We start from the raw sequence: 24,086 nt of genomic DNA on the forward strand, positions 1-24,086 counted from the left end.
TGTATGCTGATAAAGGGTACCTCTCTAAGGAACTAGCTGAACTACTATTCGATCAGGGGTTACATTTAGTGACAGGAATAAAAAATAATATGAAGAATGTGCTGATGACCATGCGAGATAAAATCCTATTGCGAAAGAGGTCTGTCATAGAGACTATCAACGATCAGCTCAAAAATATCTGCCAGGCAGAGCATTCCAGACATAGAAGTTTTGGTAATTTTATTACAATCTTGTAGCTAGCCTTATAGCATATTCCTTTCAGGATAAGAAACCAGCTATTAAATTTGAAACTCAAAAAACCAATCAAGTGGCACTTTTCTACTAATACTTAAATCGAACTCAGGTTTGTAAAGAACTACGTAGTGATTTTTGTTCCAATGTAAAATGCAGGGTAGGGGAGCTTCTTTAAGTTTATTTAAATTAATACGGACGCCAATGGAACGAAAACCAATTTCTTCTGCCGCATCACTCAGGGAAAAAAGATTGCTTCCTGAGCGTGTGGTCTCGCTAATAGCTCTTAATGATTGTATAGAAAAGCTCTTACCGTAGTGTTTAGCAATAATTTTAAGACAGGAGGGACCGCAGTCTTTTAAATCGGGTTGTCGGTATATTGGAAAACGTTTCAATTGTTTTCATTGAGTTTTTTCGTAACGTATAATTCAGATAACTTTTTTTATAACGAGCGATAACTATATTTTGGAATACCGCAATTAATTTTTTCTAAACGGCTCATTCGATTTGAAGCTTATTTTTTAGTTGAAATCTAGGACTTCCTGTCTGCCAAAAACAAAATGAAAAAAGGTCTACGTAGTCTTGGTAAAAACGTTCCGTTTCGTCAAAATCCCCGTGGCCTGCATCATAATTTATTTTAAGAAGAATAGGATTATTTGATAGGTTATAATCTTGCGCTAAGGCAGCAAATTTTCCTGGCATCCATATAGGAACCCTTGGATCATTATCTCCACCAGTAATTAACATAGCTGGATAATCTGTATTCTGTTTAAGATTCAAATAAGGATCCATTTTGACTAAACCAGGGAATTGTATTGAGTCTTTTATGCTCCCAAATTCACTTACATTAGATCCACCTTTATCTGTTTTTGCTTCATTGCGTAATGGGTTAAGGATGCCTACTTCTGCAACCACAGCCTTAAATAAGTCGGGTCTCTCTGTAACAGCTCTTCCCACCATAATTGCACCTGCACTCATGCTATAAACAGCCGTTTTTTCTTTTGAAGTATAACCTTCATCAATAAGGTACTGCGTAGCACTTATCAGATCTTTCCAAGTATTTTCTTTGTTGAGCATTTTTCCATCTTCGTACCACTCATCTCCTTTCTCCCCTCCACCTCTTACATGTGGAATGCAAAAAACACCTCCTTGTTCAACCCAGTATAAAAAAGTAGGTGAGAAAAACGGATTAATTGAGCTTCCATAGGCTCCATAACCGAAAAGCAGGGCTGGGTTCTCATCATTCAAATTGATGTTTTTAGAATATATAATAGAGAGCGGAATTTCCTCACCATCGTGACCGGTGACTAAAACCTCTTTCGCTATGATATTTTCAAATTCAGGAAAACTGGCTCGATCAGCCAAATTTTCTTTTGTAAAGAGATTATTTTCTGGATTAAAATTATATCGGTTATAATCAGATACCCATCCCGATGTTTCAACCCATATGGTATTGTGTTGCGGATTAATTGAAGCTAACTCAATAGAGCCTGATTGTTTAGGAAGCTCAATTCTTACAGGGGTTTTACCAGTTATATATTTATAAAGTTTAGCATCAACACCATTTTGTGTAGTAGAATAGACTATATAATCTTTTAGGGTTTTAAAGTCTTCTACATTTTCATTTTGTGTATGATTTGTAATCCACTTAGGATTTTTAAAGTCAGGGTTATTTAAGAGTACTTCAGCAAGTTGGTAAATTGATGCTTCATTGACAGTCTTATAATAAAAGCTACTATCCCTAAATTGACCTTTTGAAGTAAATACTTTATCCTCCTTAGTATAAAAAGGCTCCCAATTGATTTTCGGTTTTTGAAGATCTGTTAGAGGTGCTATATATGCATCCCAGTGATTTTCAACCGTAGCTAAATACCCAAGCATAAATTCGTCTTGCTGTGATTTAATAGATACAATTGGAAATTCTCCAGTTTCAGAAATTCCAAGTTCAGGATTCTGTTTGTTTCCAAAAATAGGCCTTAGTTTGTCAGCAGGATCTTTTAATTTGTAAAGTACCGAGTACGTATTTTTTTTAAAATCTTCTGCGTCAGCATCTGCAACAGGAAAATACAGGAAAATAAAGCCACTACTGTCGGGTAACCAGTTAATTCCTAAAAATGAACTAGGCCAAGCATTTTGTATAATCTCCGGAGCTATCTCACCGGTATCTGTGTCAAGAATTAATATTGAAGAAAGTTCTTTGCCCGAATGACTCAGACTAATTGCTATATGTTTTTCATCCCAGCTCGGTGAAATATAATTTATGGTATATTGGTTCTCATCTGGATTGTAATCAATTGGTGAAAAGAGCATTTTTTCATCGCCATTAATACTTTCGCGATACCAAAGTTTAAAAGAGTCTTCTCCAGCATCTCGCTTTAGATAGTAAAAACTCCCATCTTCCTGAGGACGAATGTTTCGGATAGAAGCAGAAACTCTACCGTCATAATCAAGAAGTTTTTTTAATATTTCAGATCTATTGCTGATGTTATTTAAAACAGAATCAGCAAGACTAGTTTGCTTCTCGTACCAAGAACTTACAGACTTATTTTTAAGATCTTCAAGATTGCGATATGGGTCTGATATTATTTTTCCAAAAATGGTATCAATTTCAATAACGGGCTCAATTTGAGGATAATTAAATCCTATTTGGGAAATAGAGCTGGAACATTTGATAAAAAGAAATGCTCCTAAAATTAAAAACGTGTAGTATTTCATATTAAAAAAAGGTCAATATACAACTATAGACCTTTTAGATAAATTTATTTTCCGCTAGTAGGAACTTTTATTTTTCCTCTGTCTATATCGCCATCATCATCATTATTTCCATTATCCGAACCACCGATGATGGATCTAGTGGAATATAGCAGAACTTCAAGTTGAGTTAGCGTCAAGCTCCCGCTCCGACCTTAGGGAAGGAGTCAAGGGAGAAGGGTTTGGGATGCGGAGAAGTTGCTTTATTGCTCCAAAGGAATATTCAATTTAATACTGGTCCCTTTATGAAGTCTAGACTCAATAGTTAAAGTGCCTTCTAGCTCCTCACAGAGTTGTTTAACAAAAACCAGTCCCATTCCATAGCCTTGCTCACCTGAAGTACCTTCCCGGTGTATTGCTTGCTTATTGAATAGGTCATCTATTTGCTCAGCATCCATACCTATACCCGTATCTGAAACTTCTACATTAAGGGTTTTAAAGTCTGTGTTATTTTGAATTGCTAATTTTAGAAAAACCTGCCCTTCGGGTTCTGTAAATTTTATAGAATTTGAAATTAAATTGCCTATCATTGGCAATAAATAGTTTCTTGAAAACTTGAGTTTACTGGGGCTGTAGTCAAATTGAAGTTCAATATTTTTAGCTTGTGCCTGCGGACTATAAAGATCAATCAACTTTTGTGTAAGTCTTTCTAAAGTGAAAAAGGAACCGGGATCATAAGTTGGCGTATGACTGTTTGTCTCTTCAATTAAGATATCTTCAACGAGTTGCAGGATGCTTTTTGAGCTGGCTGAGATAAGGTTGATAACCTTTAATAATTCTTCAGAATCGTCTTTTGTGTAATTTGAATGATCAATCAGCTGCGCAATACCACTTATTGGACTCCTAACATCGTGAGCTAAGCGTCTTTTCAATTTCCGCTCTTCTAAAGCTTCTTTTTTTGTAATCAGTAAATCTTGCTTTAAAAGAATTTGTTTTTCGATTTGTTTGGCAATCAAATGCAATTGCTCAACCTGGCTTTCGCTTAGGTCTTCAACGGCTTTACCAGCAACACATAGCGAACCTATAGCGATTTCATCATTAAGTTTTAGTGGAATACCATAATACAATTTATAGCCATCTATTTTGACATAATCGGTCTCTTTGAAGTTTTCATCCAGATCCAAACGAATTTTAAAATGATCTGCTTCTTCAATTGTGAAGTTACAAATAGCCTGTTCGCGGGGTTTCTGATTGAATATCCCTGAAGATCCGGCAACAGTCCATTGGGTGTAATTATCAATAAAATTGACTTCGGAAAGTTCGGTTCCGGCTACTTTAGCAGCTAATATACTTAAAGCTTGGAAATCACTTTTGAGTTCGTGATAATCCAAATCAAGTTTTGCCAGTGCTTTGGCACGCTTGTAATCTTGTGTGTTCAAATTGAGCGATTTAGGGATGGCAAAAGTATTCAATTATTTGAGCTAAATAACATGTTTTCTTTAGATTATTCGGTTAGTATCTACTAAGTATCTGATGCAATAGCATTTTATAACGTAGTGTTAGATACCTAAAAAAAAAATAGCCAACCTTTAGGTGAAAGGTTGACTATTTAGTTTAGAAAATAAGGATTTTTAAAAGCTTAAAAACCTGGGTTTTGCATTGCTTGTTTTTCGCTGGCAGAGAGTGCACTGCCATCTATGATTAAGGCATCTAAATAGGATTGAGGAACCGGACGTAAGGTAAACTTTTCACTTACGTTTGCTGCTGCATCCGGGTTAAATGCCTGAGCTCTGCTTATTAAGCGCTCTGTTCTGACAAGATCTACCCATCTGTAAAATTCACCCATTAGTTCACGAGCCCGTTCGTTAAGCACAAACTCGATAAACATAGCTGCTTTTGAGCCTACTCCAGGAGGGTATAATTGCGAGTTTGCTTCTGTTGTTCCCGGGGTGAAGAATGCTTCTGTAGCAACCATAGCATCTGCTGTACTTGTAGTATTGCCAAAATCTACTTCGGTTTCGGTTAGGTAGTATGCAGAACCTCTATCTTCCCCATCCTTATAGGCAGCACGTTCCCGCAAGGTGTTGATGTATCCTAGTGCAGTACCATACTGACCCATTCTACCGTATGCTTCAGCAGCGATCAAATAGGTTTCTCCTAAACGCGCCAGAATACCATCACGCGTTCCTTTTGAATCATTAAAGTTTGTTCTAAACGGGTCGCTATACTTAGACAAAGAAGGGTAAGTACTGATGTTGAAATCGGTAACTTGATTGCCATTTGCATCTACTGCATAGCGGGCAACAACTAGAGGAGCTAAAGAAGCTTTGTATTCTGGGGTAAAACGCATATCATCTGCTTCGTTAATTACATAAACAGCAGCCGTATCTCCTACATTGAATTTGAGTTCGCCTACCAGATCTGGACTTGGAGCCGTTGCGGCCGTCCATTCCGGAACGGAGTTTGTATTCTGAGCAATGTAAGATGTCTGAAAACTTTTGTAAAAACGAGAATCATTCACTCGGTCAAAGTTATCTAAACCGTAATCGGTAGGTTTTAAACGTTGAAACTCTCTCCCGTCTGCCAAGTTACGTGTCATTCCCGGAAAGAAACGATACACCGATAAGAAATACAGATGCGTCTGGTTTCCGTAACGTCCTAAAAGAGCTTGGGTGTTGTCAAACTGTGCAGCTAATAAAATCTCATCCAGTTGTTCATTGGGACCGTTTACAGCCGTATAATTGAAAATGTCATTATAATCTGGAGCCAGCGTGCGCTCACTGATTACCTGATCGGCCAGTGTGGCTGCCATTTGTAAATCATTTGCCTGTGTGATTTCAGCATTGATTTCACTTGCACGCGTTAAATAAGCTTTAGCTAAAAAGTGACGGGCTGCGGCTTTGGTTAAACGGCCTTCTTGAGATTCTTCTACAGGAAGCATTTCTACAGCTTTGGTCAAATCATCAATCAATAAGTTGAACACCTCTTCTTTAGGATCTCTTGGGAAATCTGCACGGTCTGTAGTAATAGGTTCTGTAGAAATGGGCACATCACCAAACTGCGTTACCAAATTGAAATAGTTGAAACCTCTAAGAAAATATAGTTCTCCCATACGGGTGTCACGCAATGCCGGACTTTCATCTAAAACTTCAGGTATTTTAGAAAGACCTATATTGGCCAAGTTTATCTGCGCATACATGTTATCCCAATATGGAGCGAGGTTATCAGACTCTGTAGCATCAAGTTCACTGCTGTATTGATTCCAACGGATGTGATTGGTTCCACCGCCATTGGTAAACGTATCGGTTCCGTAATTAGTAAGTACATATGCCCACTCGTAATTGAAGTGGAAGCGGAGTCCTTCATAGGCTCCATTCACTAGATCTTCTATTCCTTCAGGGGTGTTGTACCGTTCCTGAGTAAGTACAGCGACCAGTTCTTCATCTATAAATTCTTCGCTGCAAGAACTGTATCCCAAGGGAAGCACAGCAAGCGCGCAGATTGTTAATTTTATATATATATTTTTCATAATGCTTTTTTTAGAATGTAACGTTTAATCCTACAACAAAACTTCTGGTAGTAATTGAAGAGGCGCTATTGTTAGAGCCTCCGTTTTGAAAACTACTATCAGGATCTAAGAAATCTGCTTTAGAATATAACCAAGGGTTAATAGCTTGTGCATATACCTTAAGATTGGTCAAACCTATACGTTCAATATCTTCACGGTCAAAATTATAACCCAGAGAAACATATCTAAGTTTAATGAATGAACCGTCCTGATAATTCATGGAGCTATAGTAAAGGGGTTGTCCTCCGTTATTATAATTGGGTCTCGGATATGCGTTAGTAGGATTATCTGGAGTCCAGTAATCTACAGCGCGGTGTACATATTGTCCTTGTAGATCAACAGCACCTCCACGTATAGTTGCTCCCCATTCTGAATATAAAAAGGCAGCCAAATCCCAGTTTTTGTAGCTAAACGTGTTTATAAAACCACCTATCCATTCTGGGTTGGGGTTTCCTATGATCTGGCGATCGTTTGTAGGATCTATAATACCATCATTATTTACATCTTCAACGCGGATATCTCCCGGTTCATAATCAGCACCATTTGCATTGTAGCGTGCAATCTCATCCGCATCTGCTGTTTGCCAAATACCAATTTTTTTATAATCATAAATCGCTCCTATAGGTTCGTTTATAAAATAGCCGTTGTTGATATCGTCCTCTTTACTGCCATCAACTAAAGAAACAATTTCAGTACGGTTTGCCGTAAAGGTCAAATCAGAGGTCCATCTAAAATCAGGACTTTCGATATTAACAGTAGACAGGGCTAACTCAACCCCACGGTTACGGGTTTTACCTGCATTTACGGTAATGGTTCCATAACCCGTAACAGAATTGGGTGTTTTATTAAGCAAAATATCATCTGTGTTTGCCACATAATATTCAATAGAACCACTGATTCGGTTGTTTAGAAAACCGTAATCTAATCCCAAGTTGATTTGTCTGGTATGTTCCCAGCCCAGATCCTGATTGGGGAGACTACCCTGATCGGTTCCTTTAGGGTCACCCACAACATACCCGGGAGCTGCTGTAGAGCCAAATATATACGGAAGTCGTACCAGACCTCCTGAAGTAGAATAGGGGTCCACCGCCTGATTACCCACTTCACCATACCCCACTCTCAGTTTAAACTGATTGATCCAGTCTACATCTTTCATAAAATCTTCCTGATCCATCTTCCAACCTAAAGCAAGAGACGGGAAGAAATCCCATTTGTTTCCTTGGCTTAATACTGAAGCAGCATCAGCTCTTCCGGTTACGGTAAGTAAATATTTGTCGAGTAAGCCATAATTAATACGCGCCATATAGGAGGTTAAGGTTCGTTTGGTATAACCCGAACCCCATCCTTCTAAAGCACCTCTGTTTGTAGATCCCAGATTGTACCACAGCTGACTGTCATAGGGTAAATCTGTAGCAGTCATATCGTTGCTTTCACCGGTAACTCGAGAGGAACTTTGTAAAAGTGTGATGCCTAGATCGTGAACGTCATTAAAGTTTTTGTTGTAGTATAATAAATTTTCAAGTGTCCATGAGACGTTTTCGCTGGTAGAGTAGCGGGCATAGTTTGTAGAAGAGGAGCTCCCACCACCTCTAAGGCTTGATTCTGCGCTTTGAAATTGTCCATTTCGGTAATTCCTGATGTCAGGACCAAAAATGGTTTTAAACCGAAGTCCTTCTGCAATTTGTAATTCAGCAAAAAAACTTCCAAACATTCTGGCAGTTTTGCGCTCATTGATTACTTCACCTATATCATTTATAGGGTTGATTATATTAGGATTACCACCTGGGTTAAAAATATACTCTCCATTATCATCATAAGGCTGAGCATAAGGAAGCTGACCCAAAGCCGCCTCGTATAGCGTTCTAGAGCCTCTAGAACCTCCGGCTGCGTAACCATAATCTTGAATGGAGTAGCTCGCGTTGATGGTACCACCTATGGTAAACCAGTCAACAGGAGTTAATTCTAAATTGAGTAGTGTACTGTAGCGTTTATATTCCTGCCCGGGTACGGTACCTTTTTGATCCAAGTAACCTGCTGAAATATAGGCCTTCATTTTTTCATTACCCATGTTGGCACTTAGGTTATGCTGTTGTAAAATCCCTGTTTGTTCTGCAAAGCGTGTCCAGTTTGCAGTAGGTATTTGAGAACCATTATAAACCGGTATCTCACTCACACCGAACTGCGATTGTTCCTCAGCCGTTGCAGGACGGGTTTGTACAATTCGTGCATCACGATCAACCCAAGAATATCCGTCAAGAATATTATTTAATGCGGTATTATCTCCGCCAAAATACTGAATGTCCAAAGTAGGATCTGCATAGCCTTTACCTTCATATAATCCAGCGCCGCGCAAGGCGTCTCTACGATACTCTGCATACTCACCGGCATTCCAATAATCAGCCAAGTTGCGTATGTTTTCTACAGTAACATTGGTGCTGTAATTCAGTTGAAACCTACCGTCTTTACCACTTTTAGTAGTAACCAAAACAACTCCATTTGCACCTCTAGAACCATAAATAGCTGTTGCAGAAGCATCCTTTAATATCTCTACGGATTCTATGTCATTAGGGTTGAATGCTTCTAAACCACCAGATTGTAAAGGAACTCCATCTACAACATATAGCGGACTGTTACTACCACTCAAAGAGCGGTTTCCACGAATACGTATTGTTCCTACTTCACCCGGACGTGCATTAGATGATATGTTTACACCAGCCGCTTTACCTTGTATACCTTGTAGGGTATTTTGTACCGGGAAGTCATTCAGTTCTTCTGAAGAGACTTGAGAAATCGCTCCTGTTATATCTGACTTTTTCTGAGTCCCATATCCTACTACAACTACAGCGTCAAGCTCGGAGCTGTCTTCTTCCATCGTTATCGAATACGAATTAGAGCTTGCTACTGCTTGCGAAATCGATTTCATTCCGAGGAAAGAAAAAAGCAAGGTTTCGCCCTCAGCAGCCTGTAAGCTGAAGTTTCCATCGAAATCTGTTTGAGTTCCGCGTTGCGTTCCTTGTACGAGTACATTAACCCCAGGCAGCGGCATGCCCTGAGCATCGGTAACAGTACCTGTAACTGTTTTTTCCTGAGCCCAGACTGCTGTACTTAGCAGGAAACAGCTCAGAAGCAGTAAAATGTGTTTGTTTAATTGTTTCATAATTGAGAAAAGATTTTGAGAGTATTAACTTTAAAATCATTGTTTGATGGCTAAAATTATATAAATACATCGTTTGAGGTATCCTGTACTGTGATGCAAAAAATGTTAAGCTTTAAAATGAAATCGCGCACTGTTTTTAAATTTAAGATTAAAACTTAGGCTTGTACAAGTTGTACAAGCCTAAGTTTTAGAAGGATAATTAGTTGTGAGACTTATTGAGCCTCAAGCGTATGTGGTTTTAGTCATAACCCTCATTTTGTTGGTATAGACCTTCTTTAACTGTGATTTGGGAAGAAGGAACGGGGAAGATGATTTGATTTTCATCCATTGGTAACATTCTGTTCTGTACATCTTCATCTTCAATCCAAGAATTGATTGTATTTACTACTGTTCCTGTACGAACCAGATCATGCCATCTTCTGCTCTCACCGGCAAACTCAAGGCGCTTTGCCTCCAGTAAGGTTGCCAGATTTATACCAGCTATAGCAGTAAGTCCTGCACGATCGCGTATAGCGTTTACCGCAGCATCTACCTCAGCCTGAGTACCTGTGCCGCCCATAAGAATGGCTTCGGCTTTCATCGTGAGAATATCGGTATAACGAACAATCGGATAATTTAGCCCCCAATCAAAACGGTCTTGTCCTGCGCGGTCTAGATTTAGATATTTAGTATAAAAAGGTACCGGATTGAAATTCCCGTTTAGGTCAGCATAACCTTGAAGAATGTCTAAGTCATCTCTAATATCATCTGCTTCATACGAGTTTATTAAATCTGTGGCAACTTGTTTGGCTGTTTCACCGTTAGAAAAACCAACAGAATTCACCCGTAAATAGCCGTCAGGAACCGGTATAGAAGGGTATTCTGCACCTACACCAGTACCTCCTGAGACATACTCGATATTGAAAATAATTTCTTCATTATGCTCATTGTTGTAATCAAATATGGAAGCATAATCATTAACAAAATCAAAAGGACCGTTGTCGATAATATCATTAAATTGCTCTAAAGCAAGATTGTATTCATTAGAGTTTAAACCGGGGCCTTCAATACCATACGTAGGTCCGGAACGGGTTAAATAAACCTGACCTAATATAGCTTTTGCGGCCCAAGAGGTAACCTTTCCTAGAGAATCAGAACCGTAGGAGCTTGGTAACAGATTTACAGCTTCTGTTAAATCTGCGAGAATTAGTTCATAAACTTCAGCAACCGGAGCGCGGGGTATTTCTAAGGTTTCAGTAGGTGTATAAACTCGATCAAAAACCGGAACTTTACCATAAGTTCTCACTAAGTCAAAGTAGAAAAAGGCTCTCAAAAATTTAGCTTCTCCCATCAATCTTTCAAATGTAGCAGCATCAGGAACTAATTCTTCATTGAGTTGATCAAGTACCGTGTTGGCTCTAAAAATACCAGTGAAATCAGTATTCCAGTTGTCTGCTACAATAGTATTTGTAGCCAAAGAAAGGTCAAAAGCATTGATAGGATCATAAGCACGAACTCCGGTAGGAGAAACGGCATATAAATTATCAGATCGTGTTTCAGATAAATAAAATTGGTAAACAGGATAATTTTGTAAGGTACTGTAAATACCATTTACTGCCGACTCGAAGTCTGCTGTGTTTCTGTAAAAATTATTACTGCCTTGTTCTGATATAGGTGTTTGGTCAAGATCTTCTGAACAAGAAAATGCTAAGACCGAGAGCACGATTAAGATTATGTATTTTTTCATGATGTTTTTATTAAAAAGTGAAGTTTAATCCGGTTACAATTGATTTTGAAAGCGGGAAAGCTCCATAGTCATCGCCACTACTGTTTACTGCCTCGGGGTTGAAGCCTCCATAATATTTATCATTTCCAAACCAGTTTTCTGCTGTTATATAAATGCGCAGACCAGAAAATATATTGGTGTTGATTATAGCTCCCAGGTCATACCCTAAGGTGATATTTCTAATTCTCCAGTAGTCTGAAGAGTATAACCAGTCTGTATTTTTAATTCTACCAAAGGTTGAATAGGCTTTACCCTCAATACCGTTACCAGGATTTTCTGGAGATCTCCAGCGGTCTCTTATGAATCCTAAATGGTTATCTTGATAGCCTTGCCCGGTTCTGTCTATAGCTCTACCAAAAGTAGAATAGATTTTACCTCCTGATTGACCTTGTAATAATACCGTAAGGTCAAAACCTTTATACGTAAACGTATTGGTTATGCCGTAAACATAATCTGGGTTTGGCTGTCCTGAAAGTACTCGGTCTGCCGGACTGATCACACCGTCACCATTTGCATCTACGTATTTAGGATCACCTTCCATCTGATTCCCATAAAGAGCAGCACCATTAGCAATATCTTCAGCAGATAAGATTCCATCTTGCTGAACTAAGAAAAGACTGTACAGCGGTTGACCTACTTGAAGAATGTTGTGCTCTATATCAAAATCGCCACCCAGAATAGGAGAGTTGTCTGGTCCTAGTTGCTTTACTTCGTTCGTATTATGACTCAAGTTGAAGTTAGTTGTCCAGGTAAATTCGCCACCTTGTAAGTTGCGCGTGGTTAATTCAAATTCCCAACCGCGGTTTTCTACTTTACCAATATTGGTAACAGCAGAAGAGAAACCAGATGCAGTAGGTACCGGCACACTCAATAACAAGTCTTTATTGGTTTTTACGTAATAATCAAATGAAGTGAAAATTCTTCCTTTAAATAAGCCAATGTCTGTACCAAAGTTAATGGTTTCAGATTCTTCCCAGCTTAAGTTAGGATTAGCCGAATTGATGGGCACCTGACCGGTTGCAAAATTTCCGTTATACGAATAATTAGAAAAACCAATTCTCGAAATACTGGCGTAATCATCACTAAAAGTGTTGTTACCTGCAAGACCCCAACTGGCTCTAAGTTTCATATTACTGATGAAGTTAACATCTGAAATAAACTTTTCTTTGTCAATATTCCATCCTAAAGATGCTGATGGGAATACACCCCATTTAGTGTCTCTACCAAAATTAGAAGAGCCGTCTCTACGAATACTTGCCGTTAATAAATACGTATCTTTATATCCGTATTGAGCACGCCCAAAATAAGAGATCAAAACTTTTTTAGATTCTAAGGTATAGGTGCCGCTAGCACTAATGTTGTTAGCAGCATTAATTGTTGTAATATCATCAGACCCAAAACCTTCTGCAGCAAGAATGCGCTGATTGTCAAACTTGAAGATGCTGTAGGAAGCACCACCTAATAAGGATAGGGTATGGATATCGTTAAAATCCAAATCATAATTAACCGTATTTTCATTTACAAAATTTTGTTTTTGATACGATGAAAATGAACCAGAAGCTTGCCTGTTTCGGTCAACAAAAGAAGGTTTGAAGTATTTGTTTTTAGCTTCTGTATTATCCAGATTGATTGATGATTTAACTCTTAGTCCTTCTATGATTTCATATTCACCATACAAAGTAGTCAGGGTTCTGAATATTTTGTTCTCTCCTATTGTATTTTCAATAGTTCGTATTGGGCTAGGTACACTACGTCCCCAAGCATACGGATTGTTATCTCCTACATTATAGTCTAGACCATTTTCTGAAATAGGGGTAGCAGATACTACATAGTGCATCAGGTTATCCTTCCCTTCAACACCAGGGTCTTGTGTAACCGAATACGATGGAGCAATATTGATACCGAATTTCAATTTCTCATTTGCTGTAATCTCAACATTGGCACGAGCAGAGTATCTCTTATAATTTACACCAAGTGCAATACCATCTTGATCAAGGTGTTCTCCAGAGATGAAATAGTTTACAAATTCATTTCCACCACGAGCAGAAAGTTGATAACTTTTTACTTCACCTGTTCGGAAAAACTCATCTTGCCAGTCCATATAATCTAAACCGGGATGACCTTGCTGAGACCAACGATCATCTTTAATGAAGTTCGTATCAAAACCTCCCAATATAGCTTGTCGTTCTGCGCTAGTTTGATTTGCAGTTCTTCCTGTTCCAGAGTTAACCCAACGAGCATCAATAATTTCAGTAGCTCGATCAACCCACTCTTCAGCACTGAGTACATCCAGTTTTTTAACGGTCTGGTTGATTCCGTAATAGGTGTTGAAACTCAATTTAGGTTTCCCCAGTTTTCCAGATTTTGTCGTTATGAGTACAACCCCGTTAGATGCTCTGGATCCGTAAATAGAAGCAGCAGCAGCATCTTTCAATACCTGAATAGATTCTATATCGCCCGGGTTGATGTTGTCTAAAGGGTTACCAGAACCAAAATCTCCATTCCCATTTTGGGTAGCTGGTTCTAAGGGAAAACCGTCTATAACATAAAGAGGTTGATTGCCGGCAGAAATAGAACCCGTACCTCTTACTTGCACCGAAAAACTTTTTCCGGGAACCCCACTGGTTTGCTTTACGCGTACACCGGCCATCTGACCAACCATAGCCTGATCTACTTTACTAATGGGTCGTTGGTTTAAAATATCGGTGTCCATCGTAGCAACAGCAGTAGTAATACTTGATTTCTTTTGAGTACCATAACCAACAAGAACTACTTCATCAAGTACGGCACTGTCCTCTTCCATTGCGACCATGTATGTTTCAGCACTTGTAATCGTTTGCGAAATCGATTTCATTCCTACATATGAAAAAAGTAGTATGTCGCCTTCAGAAGCCTGAACATTAAAGTTACCGTCAAAATCGGTCTGTGTACCAGAGGTGGTACCCTTAACAAGGACATTTACACCGGGTAATGGCATTCCTTGAGGATCAGTTACAGTACCTGTAACTGTTTTTTCCTGAGCCCAGACTGCTGTACTTAGCAGCAAACTGCCTAGAAACAGTAAAATGCGTTTGTTTAATTGTTTCATAATTGAGAAAAGATTTAGAGTGTTTTAACTTTAAAAAATCATTGTTTGAAAGCTAAAAGTAATTGATTACAACGTTGTAGCTATCCTGTGCTTACTGTGCTGTGCTATCCTGCTTTTTTTAATAGGTTATTGTATTCTGTTTAAAATTGATTTGTATTCAACAGGACGGCACAGGATAGCATTTGCTTGTTGAACTTCTATTTTTAGCGTAATTTGAATAGTGATGCAAGGCATTGTATTTTCAGATTTAAATCTTATTTCTATGCGTTTTTACGTTAATTCTATTTTTCTTTTAATGGGTTTTGTGCTTGTGTTGAGCTGCAAATCTCAAGAAAGCAATGACTTTTCTAATTCAGGTGATAAACTTTGGCCTGAGGTTACTCAAACTACAAAACCCTGGACCCGTTGGTGGTGGATGGGTAGTGCGGTAGATAAACTCAACTTAAAAGAACACCTTGTGGCTTTTCAAAAAGCAGGTTTGGGTGGCGTAGAGATTACTCCTATTTATGGAGCAAAAGGGGAGGAGTCTAATTTTTTAGAGCATCTTTCGCCAAAATGGCTGGAGCTGGTAGATTATACAATTACCACAGCAGATAGTCTGGGACTTGGGGTTGATATGGTCTTGGGAACAGGTTGGCCCTACGGTGGTCCGCAAGTAGAACAGGAGTATGCCGCTACAAAATTGGTTATTCAAAAATACCCACTTCAACAAGGAACTCTTTTCAATGAAATTTTAGCGCCCGATGCTAAAGAGAAGCAACCTGCAAGGCTTACTGCTGTTTTGGCTTATGATGTTGATGAAAACTTTAAGGACTTAACAGCGGAAGTTGAAGACGGAAGACTCAACTGGACTCCTGAAGATTCAGATTATACGGTTTATGCTGTTTTTACCGGTAAAACAGGACAGCAGGTAAAACGTGCTGCACCTGGCGGTGCCGGGTATACTTTAGATCATTATTCTAAAGAAGCTTTTGAAGATTATGTGCAACCTTACGATACTGCTTTTGCAAAACTCAGCGGAAATCTAAGAGCTATTTTTAATGATAGTTATGAAGTGTATGGGACCGATTTTACACCCAAGTTCTTTTCTTTTTTTAAAGAACAACGGGGCTATGATTTAAAACCACACATCAATTTATTATTGAGTGACAGCGATAACGATTTAGGAAATCGGGTTAAAAGTGATTACCGGGAAACCTTATCCGATTTATTACTGCAGCAGTTTAATGAGCCTTGGACCGCTTGGTCTAATAAAAAGGGTTATAAAACCAAATTGCAGGCACACGGTTCGCCGGGAAATTTAATCGATTTATATGCAGCTGCAGATATACCGGAGTGTGAGACTTTTGGCTCTATGCCTTATGATATTAAAGGTTTTAGACGCGAAGCGGAAAATATTCGTACTGGTGATGCAGATCCGGTGATGTTGAAGTTCTCTTCTTCTGCAGGACATATTGCAGGTAAACCGCTGGTTTCTTCTGAAACTTTTACGTGGTTGCGCGAGCATTTTAAAACGGCGTTATCGCAAACGAAACCAGAAGCCGAAGAACTTTTGCTCAACGGGGTCAATCATATTTTTTTACATGGATCTACGTATTCACCTGAGCGTGCCGGGTGGCCGGGTTGGAAGTTTTATGCATCTGTAAATTTTAGTCCAAAAAACACGATTTGGAAAGATGCACCGGCATTGTTCTCGTATCTAACCAATGTGCAATCGGTGCTTCAGGAAGGGAAACCGGATAATGAGACGTTATTGTATTGGCCTATTTATGATCAATACAACAGCTATAAAGACGGAAAGTTATTTTTTCAGTTTAAAATTCACTCGCTTAATGAGTGGTTGCTGGATACTCCGTTTTATAAGACTACTAATGAGCTGATGCAAAAAGGATATGGGGTAGATTTTCTCTCTGATGATTTTCTACAAAAAGTCAAGGTTTCAGATGGACAACTTGTTTTACCCGGAGGAACTTATAAATCTATAGTCGTTCCTGATTCAGAGTATATGCCTTTAGCTACGCTGAATAAGTTAATCGAATTGAAAAAACAGGGCGCAAGCATTATCTTTTTGGGATTACCGGAAAGCGTACCGGGATTCTTTGAGTTTGAAGCAAAAAATGCAACACTTAAAAACCTGATTGCTGAAAATAATCTAGCCATTACTACACTACAGTCAGGTTTGGGTGCTGCTGAAATAGAACCCGAAAACTTGGTGAATACCGGTTTAAAATTCATCAGAAGAGCAGATGGTGCTTCTAAAATTTACTATTTGGTAAATCACACTGCTCAAGATGTCGCTACGTTTATTCCGCTTGCGGGAACGGTAGCAAACGCTGTGATTTTAGATCCGCTTTCGCGAAAGGCAGGCGCAGCGATTACCCGTGATCGAGCAGGAAAGACTGAGGTGAAAGTGCAAATTGCTTCCGGAGATGCCTTGATCTTAAAAACGAATGTTTCCGAAATCATACAGCCTTGGGAATATGCTGAAGCTACAGCAACAGGTATTCTGCTAGAATCTGATTGGGAAATTACATTTGAAGAAGGTGGCCCTGTATTACCGGAATCTGCAAAACTTCAAACTTTAAAATCCTGGACAAGTCTTGGTGAGGATGCGGAGCATTTTTCGGGCACCGCACGTTATACCACAACTTTTGAAAAACCGTCTCAAGAAGCAGATGCGTGGCGCCTGGATCTGGGAGACGTGCGCGAAAGTGCTGAAGTCTGGTTAAATGGTAATTACATGGGTACTGCCTGGTCAGTACCCTATCAGTTGAATTTAGGTCAACTTAAAAACGGTAAAAATACGTTAACCTTAAGGGTGACCAATCTTGCTGCAAACCGTTTACGGGCAAAAGAATTACGCGGTGAAGAATGGAAGACTTTTTACGAGATCAATATGGTGAATAAAGATTATAAACCTTTTGATGCCAAGGTATGGGAGCCTACACCCTCCGGCTTGTTAGGTCCTATTGAATTGATTCCACTTCAAATCGAAACCAAATAAACAAACTCCATAAAAATAGTTAGATGAAAAAAGTACTCGTTTTAGCATTTATAGCAGCATTCAACTTTAATTGTGCAGCCCAACAGCAAATTGACCGAAATGATGTTTTAGCCAAAATGGAACTGGCAAATGCATACTTTATGAAAAAATGGCCGGATGTGGGCAAAACAATTATTACTAATAAAGAGCGACCCAGCCATATCTGGACCCGTGGGGTGTACTATGAGGGATTGATGGCATTACACGAGATTTACCCAAAAGCAGAATACTACAACTATGCGCTAGACTGGGCAAATTTTCACGAATGGAGTTTTAGAAGTGGGAATGAAACCCGCAATGCTGATGATTATGATGCGGCACAGACCTATATTGATTTATACAATTTGCAACCCGATCCTGAGAAATTAAAGAATACCAGAGCCTGTATGCAGAAGTTCTTACTCACACCTCAAAATGGAGACTGGGACTGGATTGATGCGATACAAATGGGCATGCCGGTTTTTGCAAAAATGGGCGTATTGGAAAATGATCCGCGGTATTTTGAGAAGATGTACGAGATGTATATGGAAAGCCGAAATGTAATTGGAGCAAACGGATTGTACAATCCGGAAGACGGACTCTGGTGGCGTGATGCTGATTTTGATCCGCCGTATACTGAGCCTAATGGAGAAGATAGTTATTGGAGTCGCGGGAACGGTTGGGTGATTGCTGCTTTAGCAAAAACACTTTCTATAATTCCTGAAGATGCGCCGCATCGGGAGCAGTATGTTGAAGATTTACAAGCGATGGCAGAAGCTCTTGCAAAAGTGCAGCGAAAAGATGGATTTTGGAATGTGAGTTTACACGATCCCACACATTTTGGAGGAAAAGAAACTTCAGGTACAGCCTTATTTGTTTACGGAATCGCATATGGAATCAATAATGATCTGTTAGATCGAGAAGCATATCTTCCAGTAGTTACTAAAGCTTGGAATGCAATGGTTTCTGAAAGTGTGCACGAAAATGGCTTTTTAGGTTGGTTACAATCTACCGGAAAAGAGCCTAAAGACGGGCAACCTTTGTCGTATGATAAACAACCAGACTTTGAAGATTATGGTTTGGGCTGTTTCTTATTAGCCGGTTCAGAAATGTATAGATTAGAATATTAAGTAATGAATAGATATTTTAAAACTATAAAACGAATACTGATTTTAATTGGCTTTGTAGTGTCGCTACAAGGCCTTTTTGCACAACGGGCAACCTTTAATTTCAACAGCGATTGGCAGTTTAAAACCGGAGCTCTTGAAGGAGCATCTGCAAAGGAGTTTAATACAGAAGCTTGGACTTCAGTCACGTTGCCACATGCCTATAATCAGGAAGAAGCGTTCTTAAAATCTATAGATGAGCATACGACTGGTATTGTTTGGTATCGTAAACAATTTGTACTTCCGGAAGATGCTGAGGGCAAAAAGGTGTTTTTAGAGTTTGAAGGTATTCGTCAAGGTGGTGATATTTATGTAAATGGTCAACACGTAGGTTTTCATGAAAACGGCGTTATGGCTTTTGGTTTAGATGTTAGCGATATCGTTGTATTTAATGAAAAGCCCAATACGATTGCCTTACGAATTGATAATGACTGGAAATACCGCCAGCGCAGCACAAATGCTACCTACCGTTGGAACAATATAAACTTCAATGCCAATTATGGCGGTATCCCTAAAAACGTATTTCTTCATATTACAGATAAATTGTACCAGACGATTCCGTTGTATTCTAATTTAAAAACAACAGGAGTTTACGTTTATGCAACCGATTTTGATATTCCAAAAAGTCAGGCTACAGTTCATGTGGAATCAGAAGTTAAGAATGAATATGAGGAGTCTAAAACAGTTCAATATGAGATTGAAGTTTTCGATTTAGATGCTAAGAAAATAGCTGAATTTTCAGGACCTGAAACAAAACTTCAACCTAATGAGACAACGATTATTTCAGCATCAAAAGAGCTTGAGGATTTAAATTTTTGGAGTTGGGGTTACGGGTATTTATACACGGTAAAATCTAAACTCAAAATTGATGGGAAAACCATTGATGAGGTTTCAACCCAAACAGGTTTTAGAAAAACAGCCTTTAAGGATGGTAAAGTCTATCTGAACGATCGTGTGTTGCAAATGAAAGGATACGCACAACGCACCAGTAATGAGTGGCCTGCAATAGGTATGTCTGTCCCCGCATGGTTGAGTGATTATAGCAATCGGTTAATGGTTGAAAGCAATGCCAATTTAGTACGCTGGATGCACGTCACACCTTGGAAGCAAGATATAGAATCTTGTGATCGGGTCGGCTTGATACAAGCGATGCCCGCGGGTGATGCAGAGAAGGATTCACAAGGAGCTCATTGGCAGCAACGCACCAGTTTGATGCGGGATGCAATTATTTACAACCGCAATAGCCCGAGTATACTTTTTTATGAAAGCGGCAATGATGCCATCAGTGAGTCGCATATGGCCGAGATGAAAGCCCTGCGTGATACCTATGACCCCTATGGAGGTCGCGCAATAGGCTCTCGTGAAATGCTAGACAGTCGGGAAGCAGAATATGGTGGCGAAATGCTGTATATCAATAAAAGTGCTCGCATACCGATGTGGGCAACAGAGTATAGCCGGGATGAAGGGATGCGTAAATATTGGGATGAGTTTTCACCGCCTTTCCACAAAGAAGGGGATGGGCCGCTTTACAAAGGTGAGCCTGCAACCTCATACAATCACAATCAAGATAGACACGCCATCGAAGATGTGATTCGTTGGAATGATTATTATGTAGCACGTCCGGGAACGGGACATCGCGTGAGTTCGGGTGGCGTAAATATTATATTTTCTGACACCAATACGCATTACCGTGGTGAACAAAATTACCGAACCAGTGGAGAAACCGATCCGATGCGGATTCCTAAGGATGGTTTTTATGCGCATCAGGTGATGTGGAATGGATGGGTAGATATCGAAAAGCACGGCACACATATGCTGGGACATTGGAACTACAAACCGGGAACGGTCAAAGATTTCTATGCGGTTTCCACCGGGGAACAAGCAGAACTTTTTATAAATGGAAAATCAAAAGGTTTTGGCGAGCGTGAGCATAGCTTTCTATTTACTTTTGAAAATATTGATTTTGAAGCAGGCGAAGTCAAAGTAGTGAGTTATGATGCTGAAGGAAATATACTTAGTGAGGATCAAAAACAAACCGCTGGAGAAGCTCACGAAATCAGATTGACGCAGTTAGAAAAGCAGCATAGCTTTAGGGCAGATGGTGCTGATGTTGCTCTTTTTGAGGTTGAGGTAGTTGATCAAAACGGTCAGCGCTGCCCGCTTGATAATTCTAAAATTGAGTTTGATTTAAGTGGTCCTGCAAGCTGGTTGGGCGGAATTGCTGATGGTCCTGAGAACTACATTCAGTCTGAAGTTTTACCGGTTGAGAATGGTGTAAATCGCTTTATGATTCAATCTGAAACAGAAGCAGGAACTATAAAAATTAAAGCGAAAGCTTCAGGCTTAAAAACGGATTCGATTAAGTTAGAATCTGTTCCTTTTATAACAAAAAACGGACTAGCAACCGAACTTCCGGGAGCTGATTTAGTTTCCAATTTAGAACGGGGTCCTACGCCACAAACGCGATCGTTTACAAAAAAAAGAACACCGGTATTTATTCGTTCCGGGGTAACTGCAGGCGAGGATGACAACCCGTATTACAGTTATGATGATAATGAACTTACCGAGTGGCGCAATGATGGGAAAGCAAAAACCGGTTGGATTACGTATAATTTAGCTCGGGAAGCAGCAGTAAATGAATGTGTGATTAAGTTAACCGGATGGCGCAGAAAAAAATATCCTTTGCGTATTTTAGCAGGAGATGAAGTGGTTTTTGAGGGGGAGTCCTGGCAAAGTTTAGGATATATTACCATTCCGTTGAAAGCGGTGAAAACGGATAAGATTACCGTTCAGTTGGCCGGAGCTCAAAAAGAAGAGGATGGTTTTGACGATATTGTTGAGGTAGATCCTAATAAAGAGCTTGATTTGTTTAAAGACGATGAAGCCGCCACCGCCACAGGGCAGCTGCGTATTGTAGAAATTGAATTTTATGAATCTCTTAAAAACTAATATGCTTTAAAAAATGAATTTGAGAAACTTATTGATTATGGGCTTATTAATTAGCAATGCCTTATTAGCACAGCAAAAAGAAGTAAAACTCTGGGATGAAATTCCCGGAAGCATTGCAGCCGAAGATTATAAAGAAGAACAAGCTTTAGATGGTGATGTAGTTTCTGGGTATAGTAAAGTAAGCGAACCTACACTAACTATTTTTGAACCCGAATCTGGTAAAGCAACTGGTACAGCAGTTGTGATTTGTCCGGGTGGAGGTTACAGTCATTTAGCGATAAATAAAGAAGGTTACAAATTAGGAGCCTGGTTTGCAGAACAAGGAGTGACCGGTTTTGTTTTAAAAAACAGACTGCCCAGCGATGCAATTATGAAGGATAAAACCATTGGTCCGTTACAAGATGCACAGCGTGCGATTCGCTATGTGCGCCAAAATGCTTCAACTTACGGAATCGATACCAGTAAGGTTGGTATTATGGGTTTTTCTGCCGGTGGACATTTGGCTTCAACAGCTGCTACGCATTATGCAGACCATGTTTACGAGTCGACCGAAGGTGTTTCTGCAAAACCCGATTTTTCGATGTTGATTTATCCGGTAATCAGTTTGCAACGTGGAATTACGCATCAAGGTTCTCGTGACAATTTATTAGGGAAAAATGCGTCTCAGGAAGCCGTTTATAAATTTAGTGGCGAATATCAGGTAACTCCGGAAACGCCGATGACCTTTTTAGTACATGCCACTGATGACGGTGCTGTTTCTGTTGCAAACAGTATTAATTATTATTTAGCGCTGAAAGATGCCGGTGTTCCTGTCGAAATGCACATTTACGAAGATGGGGGGCACGGTTTCGGTATGGGACGTTCTGCAACAGCAAATTCCTGGCCGGAAGCATTGAGCTTATGGTTGAAAAAACATGATTTGATAACTAAATAGTCTCAATTTAAAGGTCATCCTGAACTTGTTTCAGAATCATATACGCATTACAAATATTGAATTTATGCTTAAAAAACTCATATTTCTTCTGGTATTAAACTTTGGCTTCATCTCCTGCAAAGCCCAAGATCCTGCCTATATCTTTACCTATTTTAAAGGAAACGGGGAAGACGGGTTGCATCTCGCCTATAGCACAGATGCCTTAAACTGGAAATCACTCAACAAGGATCAATCTATTTTGACGCCCGAAGTTGGTGAACAAAAACTGATGCGAGATCCTGCGGTTATTTTAGGCGGAGATGGTTTGTATCATATGGTGTGGACGACAGGCTGGACCGAGCGGGGAATCGGTTATGCCTCTTCTGAAGATTTGGTGAACTGGTCAGAACAGCAATTGATACCGGTGATGGAACACGAAGAAAGAGCCCGTAATTGTTGGGCTCCTGAAATTACCTACGACGCTAAGAATGAGCAGTATATGATTTACTGGGCGACTACAATCCCCGGTCTTTTTCCGGAAACTCAATCAGAAAAAGATGCGGGCTACAATCATAGAATGTATTATACCTTGACCAAAGATTTTAAGGAATTTAGCAAAGCTGAAGTATTATACGACCCGGGGTTCAATTCTATTGATGCGACCATTCAATGGGACGGCGAGCAGTATGTGATGATTTTAAAAGATGAAACCCGTGAACCGGCTCGTAAAAACTTAAAAGTGGCAACAGCACAAAATTTAACCGGACCGTATACTGAGGCCAGAGAACCCATTACCGGCAAGTACTGGGCAGAAGGACCAACAGCCATTCAGAAAGATGGGGAATGGTTGGTGTATTTCGATAAATACACCGACCATCAATATGGAGCAGTTCAATCTTCAGATCTTAAAACCTGGACCGATATTTCTGATCAGGTTTCTTTTCCCGATGGAATCCGTCACGGAACTGCGATACGTGTTTCTTCAAAAGAATTGAAAGCCATTCAAAAAGATTTTAATCCATAATCGAGATTTTAAGCCGCGATACAATCGCGGGCTAAAACGTAATATTAAAACTTCCTTCTCGGGCAGGGGATGAGGAAATTTGGTTTTAGCATCAAGGCAAAAGAACGGGAAAATGAATAGGAGTTATAATTCTAATGATGTGTTGCTTGATCTCCTATCGGAGATTTGAGTAAGGCTTACTTCTAATCATGTTTGTTCATTTTCTTTAGCTCGCGTGATTATTATTTCACGGGTGCTCGTGAACCTCGTGCCCTCGGTTTGTCTTCTCCAAAGAAAACGAACCAAAAGAAAAGAGCCCCTCGCTTAGGAATTTTTCGCTTGAGGCGAAAACCGCCTTGTCCGTTCCGCGTCGCTACCGCTCCTGTCCTTCGGAACGGCCTGCAGCTATTCTGAACCGAGGGAGGGGCATCCAGTTAACCCTTCGGGTATGAATACTTTCTTTTTTCTAAAATCTCTTATGCAATACATTTTTAAAACGGCCTACAAGAAGGTATCGTGAAATTTGAAGTGAG

Annotated in this window: 11 protein-coding genes and 2 pseudogenes; 6 read left to right on the forward strand and 7 right to left on the reverse strand. The window is 39.6% G+C overall.

The window, feature by feature from the left end:
* Positions 1-325 (forward strand): annotated as a pseudogene (locus BUB91_RS17990) (transposase); the annotation flags it as partial.
* Positions 326-344: 19 nt separating this feature from the next.
* Here BUB91_RS17990 and BUB91_RS17995 read toward each other — a convergent pair.
* From BUB91_RS17995 to BUB91_RS18025, 7 genes and pseudogenes are all read right to left on the reverse strand, one after another.
* Positions 345-626: pseudogene (locus tag BUB91_RS17995) on the reverse strand (cysteine peptidase family C39 domain-containing protein); the annotation flags it as partial.
* Between the two features lie 103 nt (positions 627-729).
* Positions 730-2,946 (reverse strand): prolyl oligopeptidase family serine peptidase, encoded by a 2,217-nt coding sequence (locus tag BUB91_RS18000; protein ID WP_073100590.1) that lies wholly within the window; start codon positions 2,944-2,946, stop codon positions 730-732.
* Positions 2,947-3,185: 239 nt separating this feature from the next.
* Positions 3,186-4,361 carry a sensor histidine kinase gene (locus BUB91_RS18005; protein ID WP_128759396.1) on the reverse strand — a complete coding sequence of 392 codons (1,176 nt, stop codon included), beginning with the start codon at positions 4,359-4,361 and terminating at the stop codon, positions 3,186-3,188.
* 200 nt (positions 4,362-4,561) lie between these two features.
* Positions 4,562-6,451 (reverse strand): RagB/SusD family nutrient uptake outer membrane protein, encoded by a 1,890-nt coding sequence (locus BUB91_RS18010; protein WP_073100592.1) that lies wholly within the window; start codon positions 6,449-6,451, stop codon positions 4,562-4,564.
* 10 nt (positions 6,452-6,461) lie between these two features.
* Complete coding sequence (locus BUB91_RS18015; RefSeq protein WP_073100593.1) at positions 6,462-9,647, reverse strand: SusC/RagA family TonB-linked outer membrane protein; 3,186 nt, start codon at positions 9,645-9,647, stop codon at positions 6,462-6,464.
* 238 nt (positions 9,648-9,885) lie between these two features.
* On the reverse strand, positions 9,886-11,373 hold the full coding sequence (locus BUB91_RS18020; RefSeq protein WP_073100594.1) for a RagB/SusD family nutrient uptake outer membrane protein: 1,488 nt from the start codon (positions 11,371-11,373) through the stop codon (positions 9,886-9,888).
* A gap of 10 nt (positions 11,374-11,383) precedes the next feature.
* Positions 11,384-14,500, reverse strand: a complete 3,117-nt coding sequence (locus tag BUB91_RS18025; RefSeq protein ID WP_073100595.1) for a SusC/RagA family TonB-linked outer membrane protein — start codon at positions 14,498-14,500, stop codon at positions 11,384-11,386.
* A gap of 262 nt (positions 14,501-14,762) precedes the next feature.
* Between BUB91_RS18025 and BUB91_RS18030 the strand changes: the two genes are divergently transcribed.
* The 5 genes from BUB91_RS18030 (at position 14,763) to BUB91_RS18050 (ending at position 23,574) form a co-directional block, all read left to right on the forward strand.
* Positions 14,763-17,504 (forward strand): glycosyl hydrolase, encoded by a 2,742-nt coding sequence (locus tag BUB91_RS18030; RefSeq protein WP_073100625.1) that lies wholly within the window; start codon positions 14,763-14,765, stop codon positions 17,502-17,504.
* A 23-nt stretch (positions 17,505-17,527) separates the two neighbouring features.
* Entirely contained in the window at positions 17,528-18,652 is a 1,125-nt protein-coding gene (locus BUB91_RS18035) for a glycoside hydrolase family 88/105 protein (protein ID WP_073100596.1), read from the forward strand.
* Positions 18,653-18,655: 3 nt separating this feature from the next.
* Complete coding sequence (locus tag BUB91_RS18040) at positions 18,656-21,637, forward strand: glycoside hydrolase family 2 protein (RefSeq protein WP_073100597.1); 2,982 nt, start codon at positions 18,656-18,658, stop codon at positions 21,635-21,637.
* Positions 21,638-21,650: 13 nt separating this feature from the next.
* Positions 21,651-22,571, forward strand: coding sequence for an alpha/beta hydrolase (locus BUB91_RS18045; protein ID WP_073100598.1), 921 nt, complete (start codon positions 21,651-21,653; stop codon positions 22,569-22,571).
* 64 nt (positions 22,572-22,635) lie between these two features.
* A complete protein-coding gene (locus tag BUB91_RS18050; RefSeq protein ID WP_073100626.1) occupies positions 22,636-23,574 on the forward strand; it encodes a glycoside hydrolase family 43 protein in 939 nt (312 codons plus the stop codon).
* The last annotated feature ends 512 nt before the right edge of the window (positions 23,575-24,086 follow it).

This window comes from Leeuwenhoekiella marinoflava DSM 3653, from assembly GCF_900129005.1.
In the GTDB taxonomy this organism is placed as follows: Bacteria; Bacteroidota; Bacteroidia; order Flavobacteriales; family Flavobacteriaceae; genus Leeuwenhoekiella; species Leeuwenhoekiella marinoflava.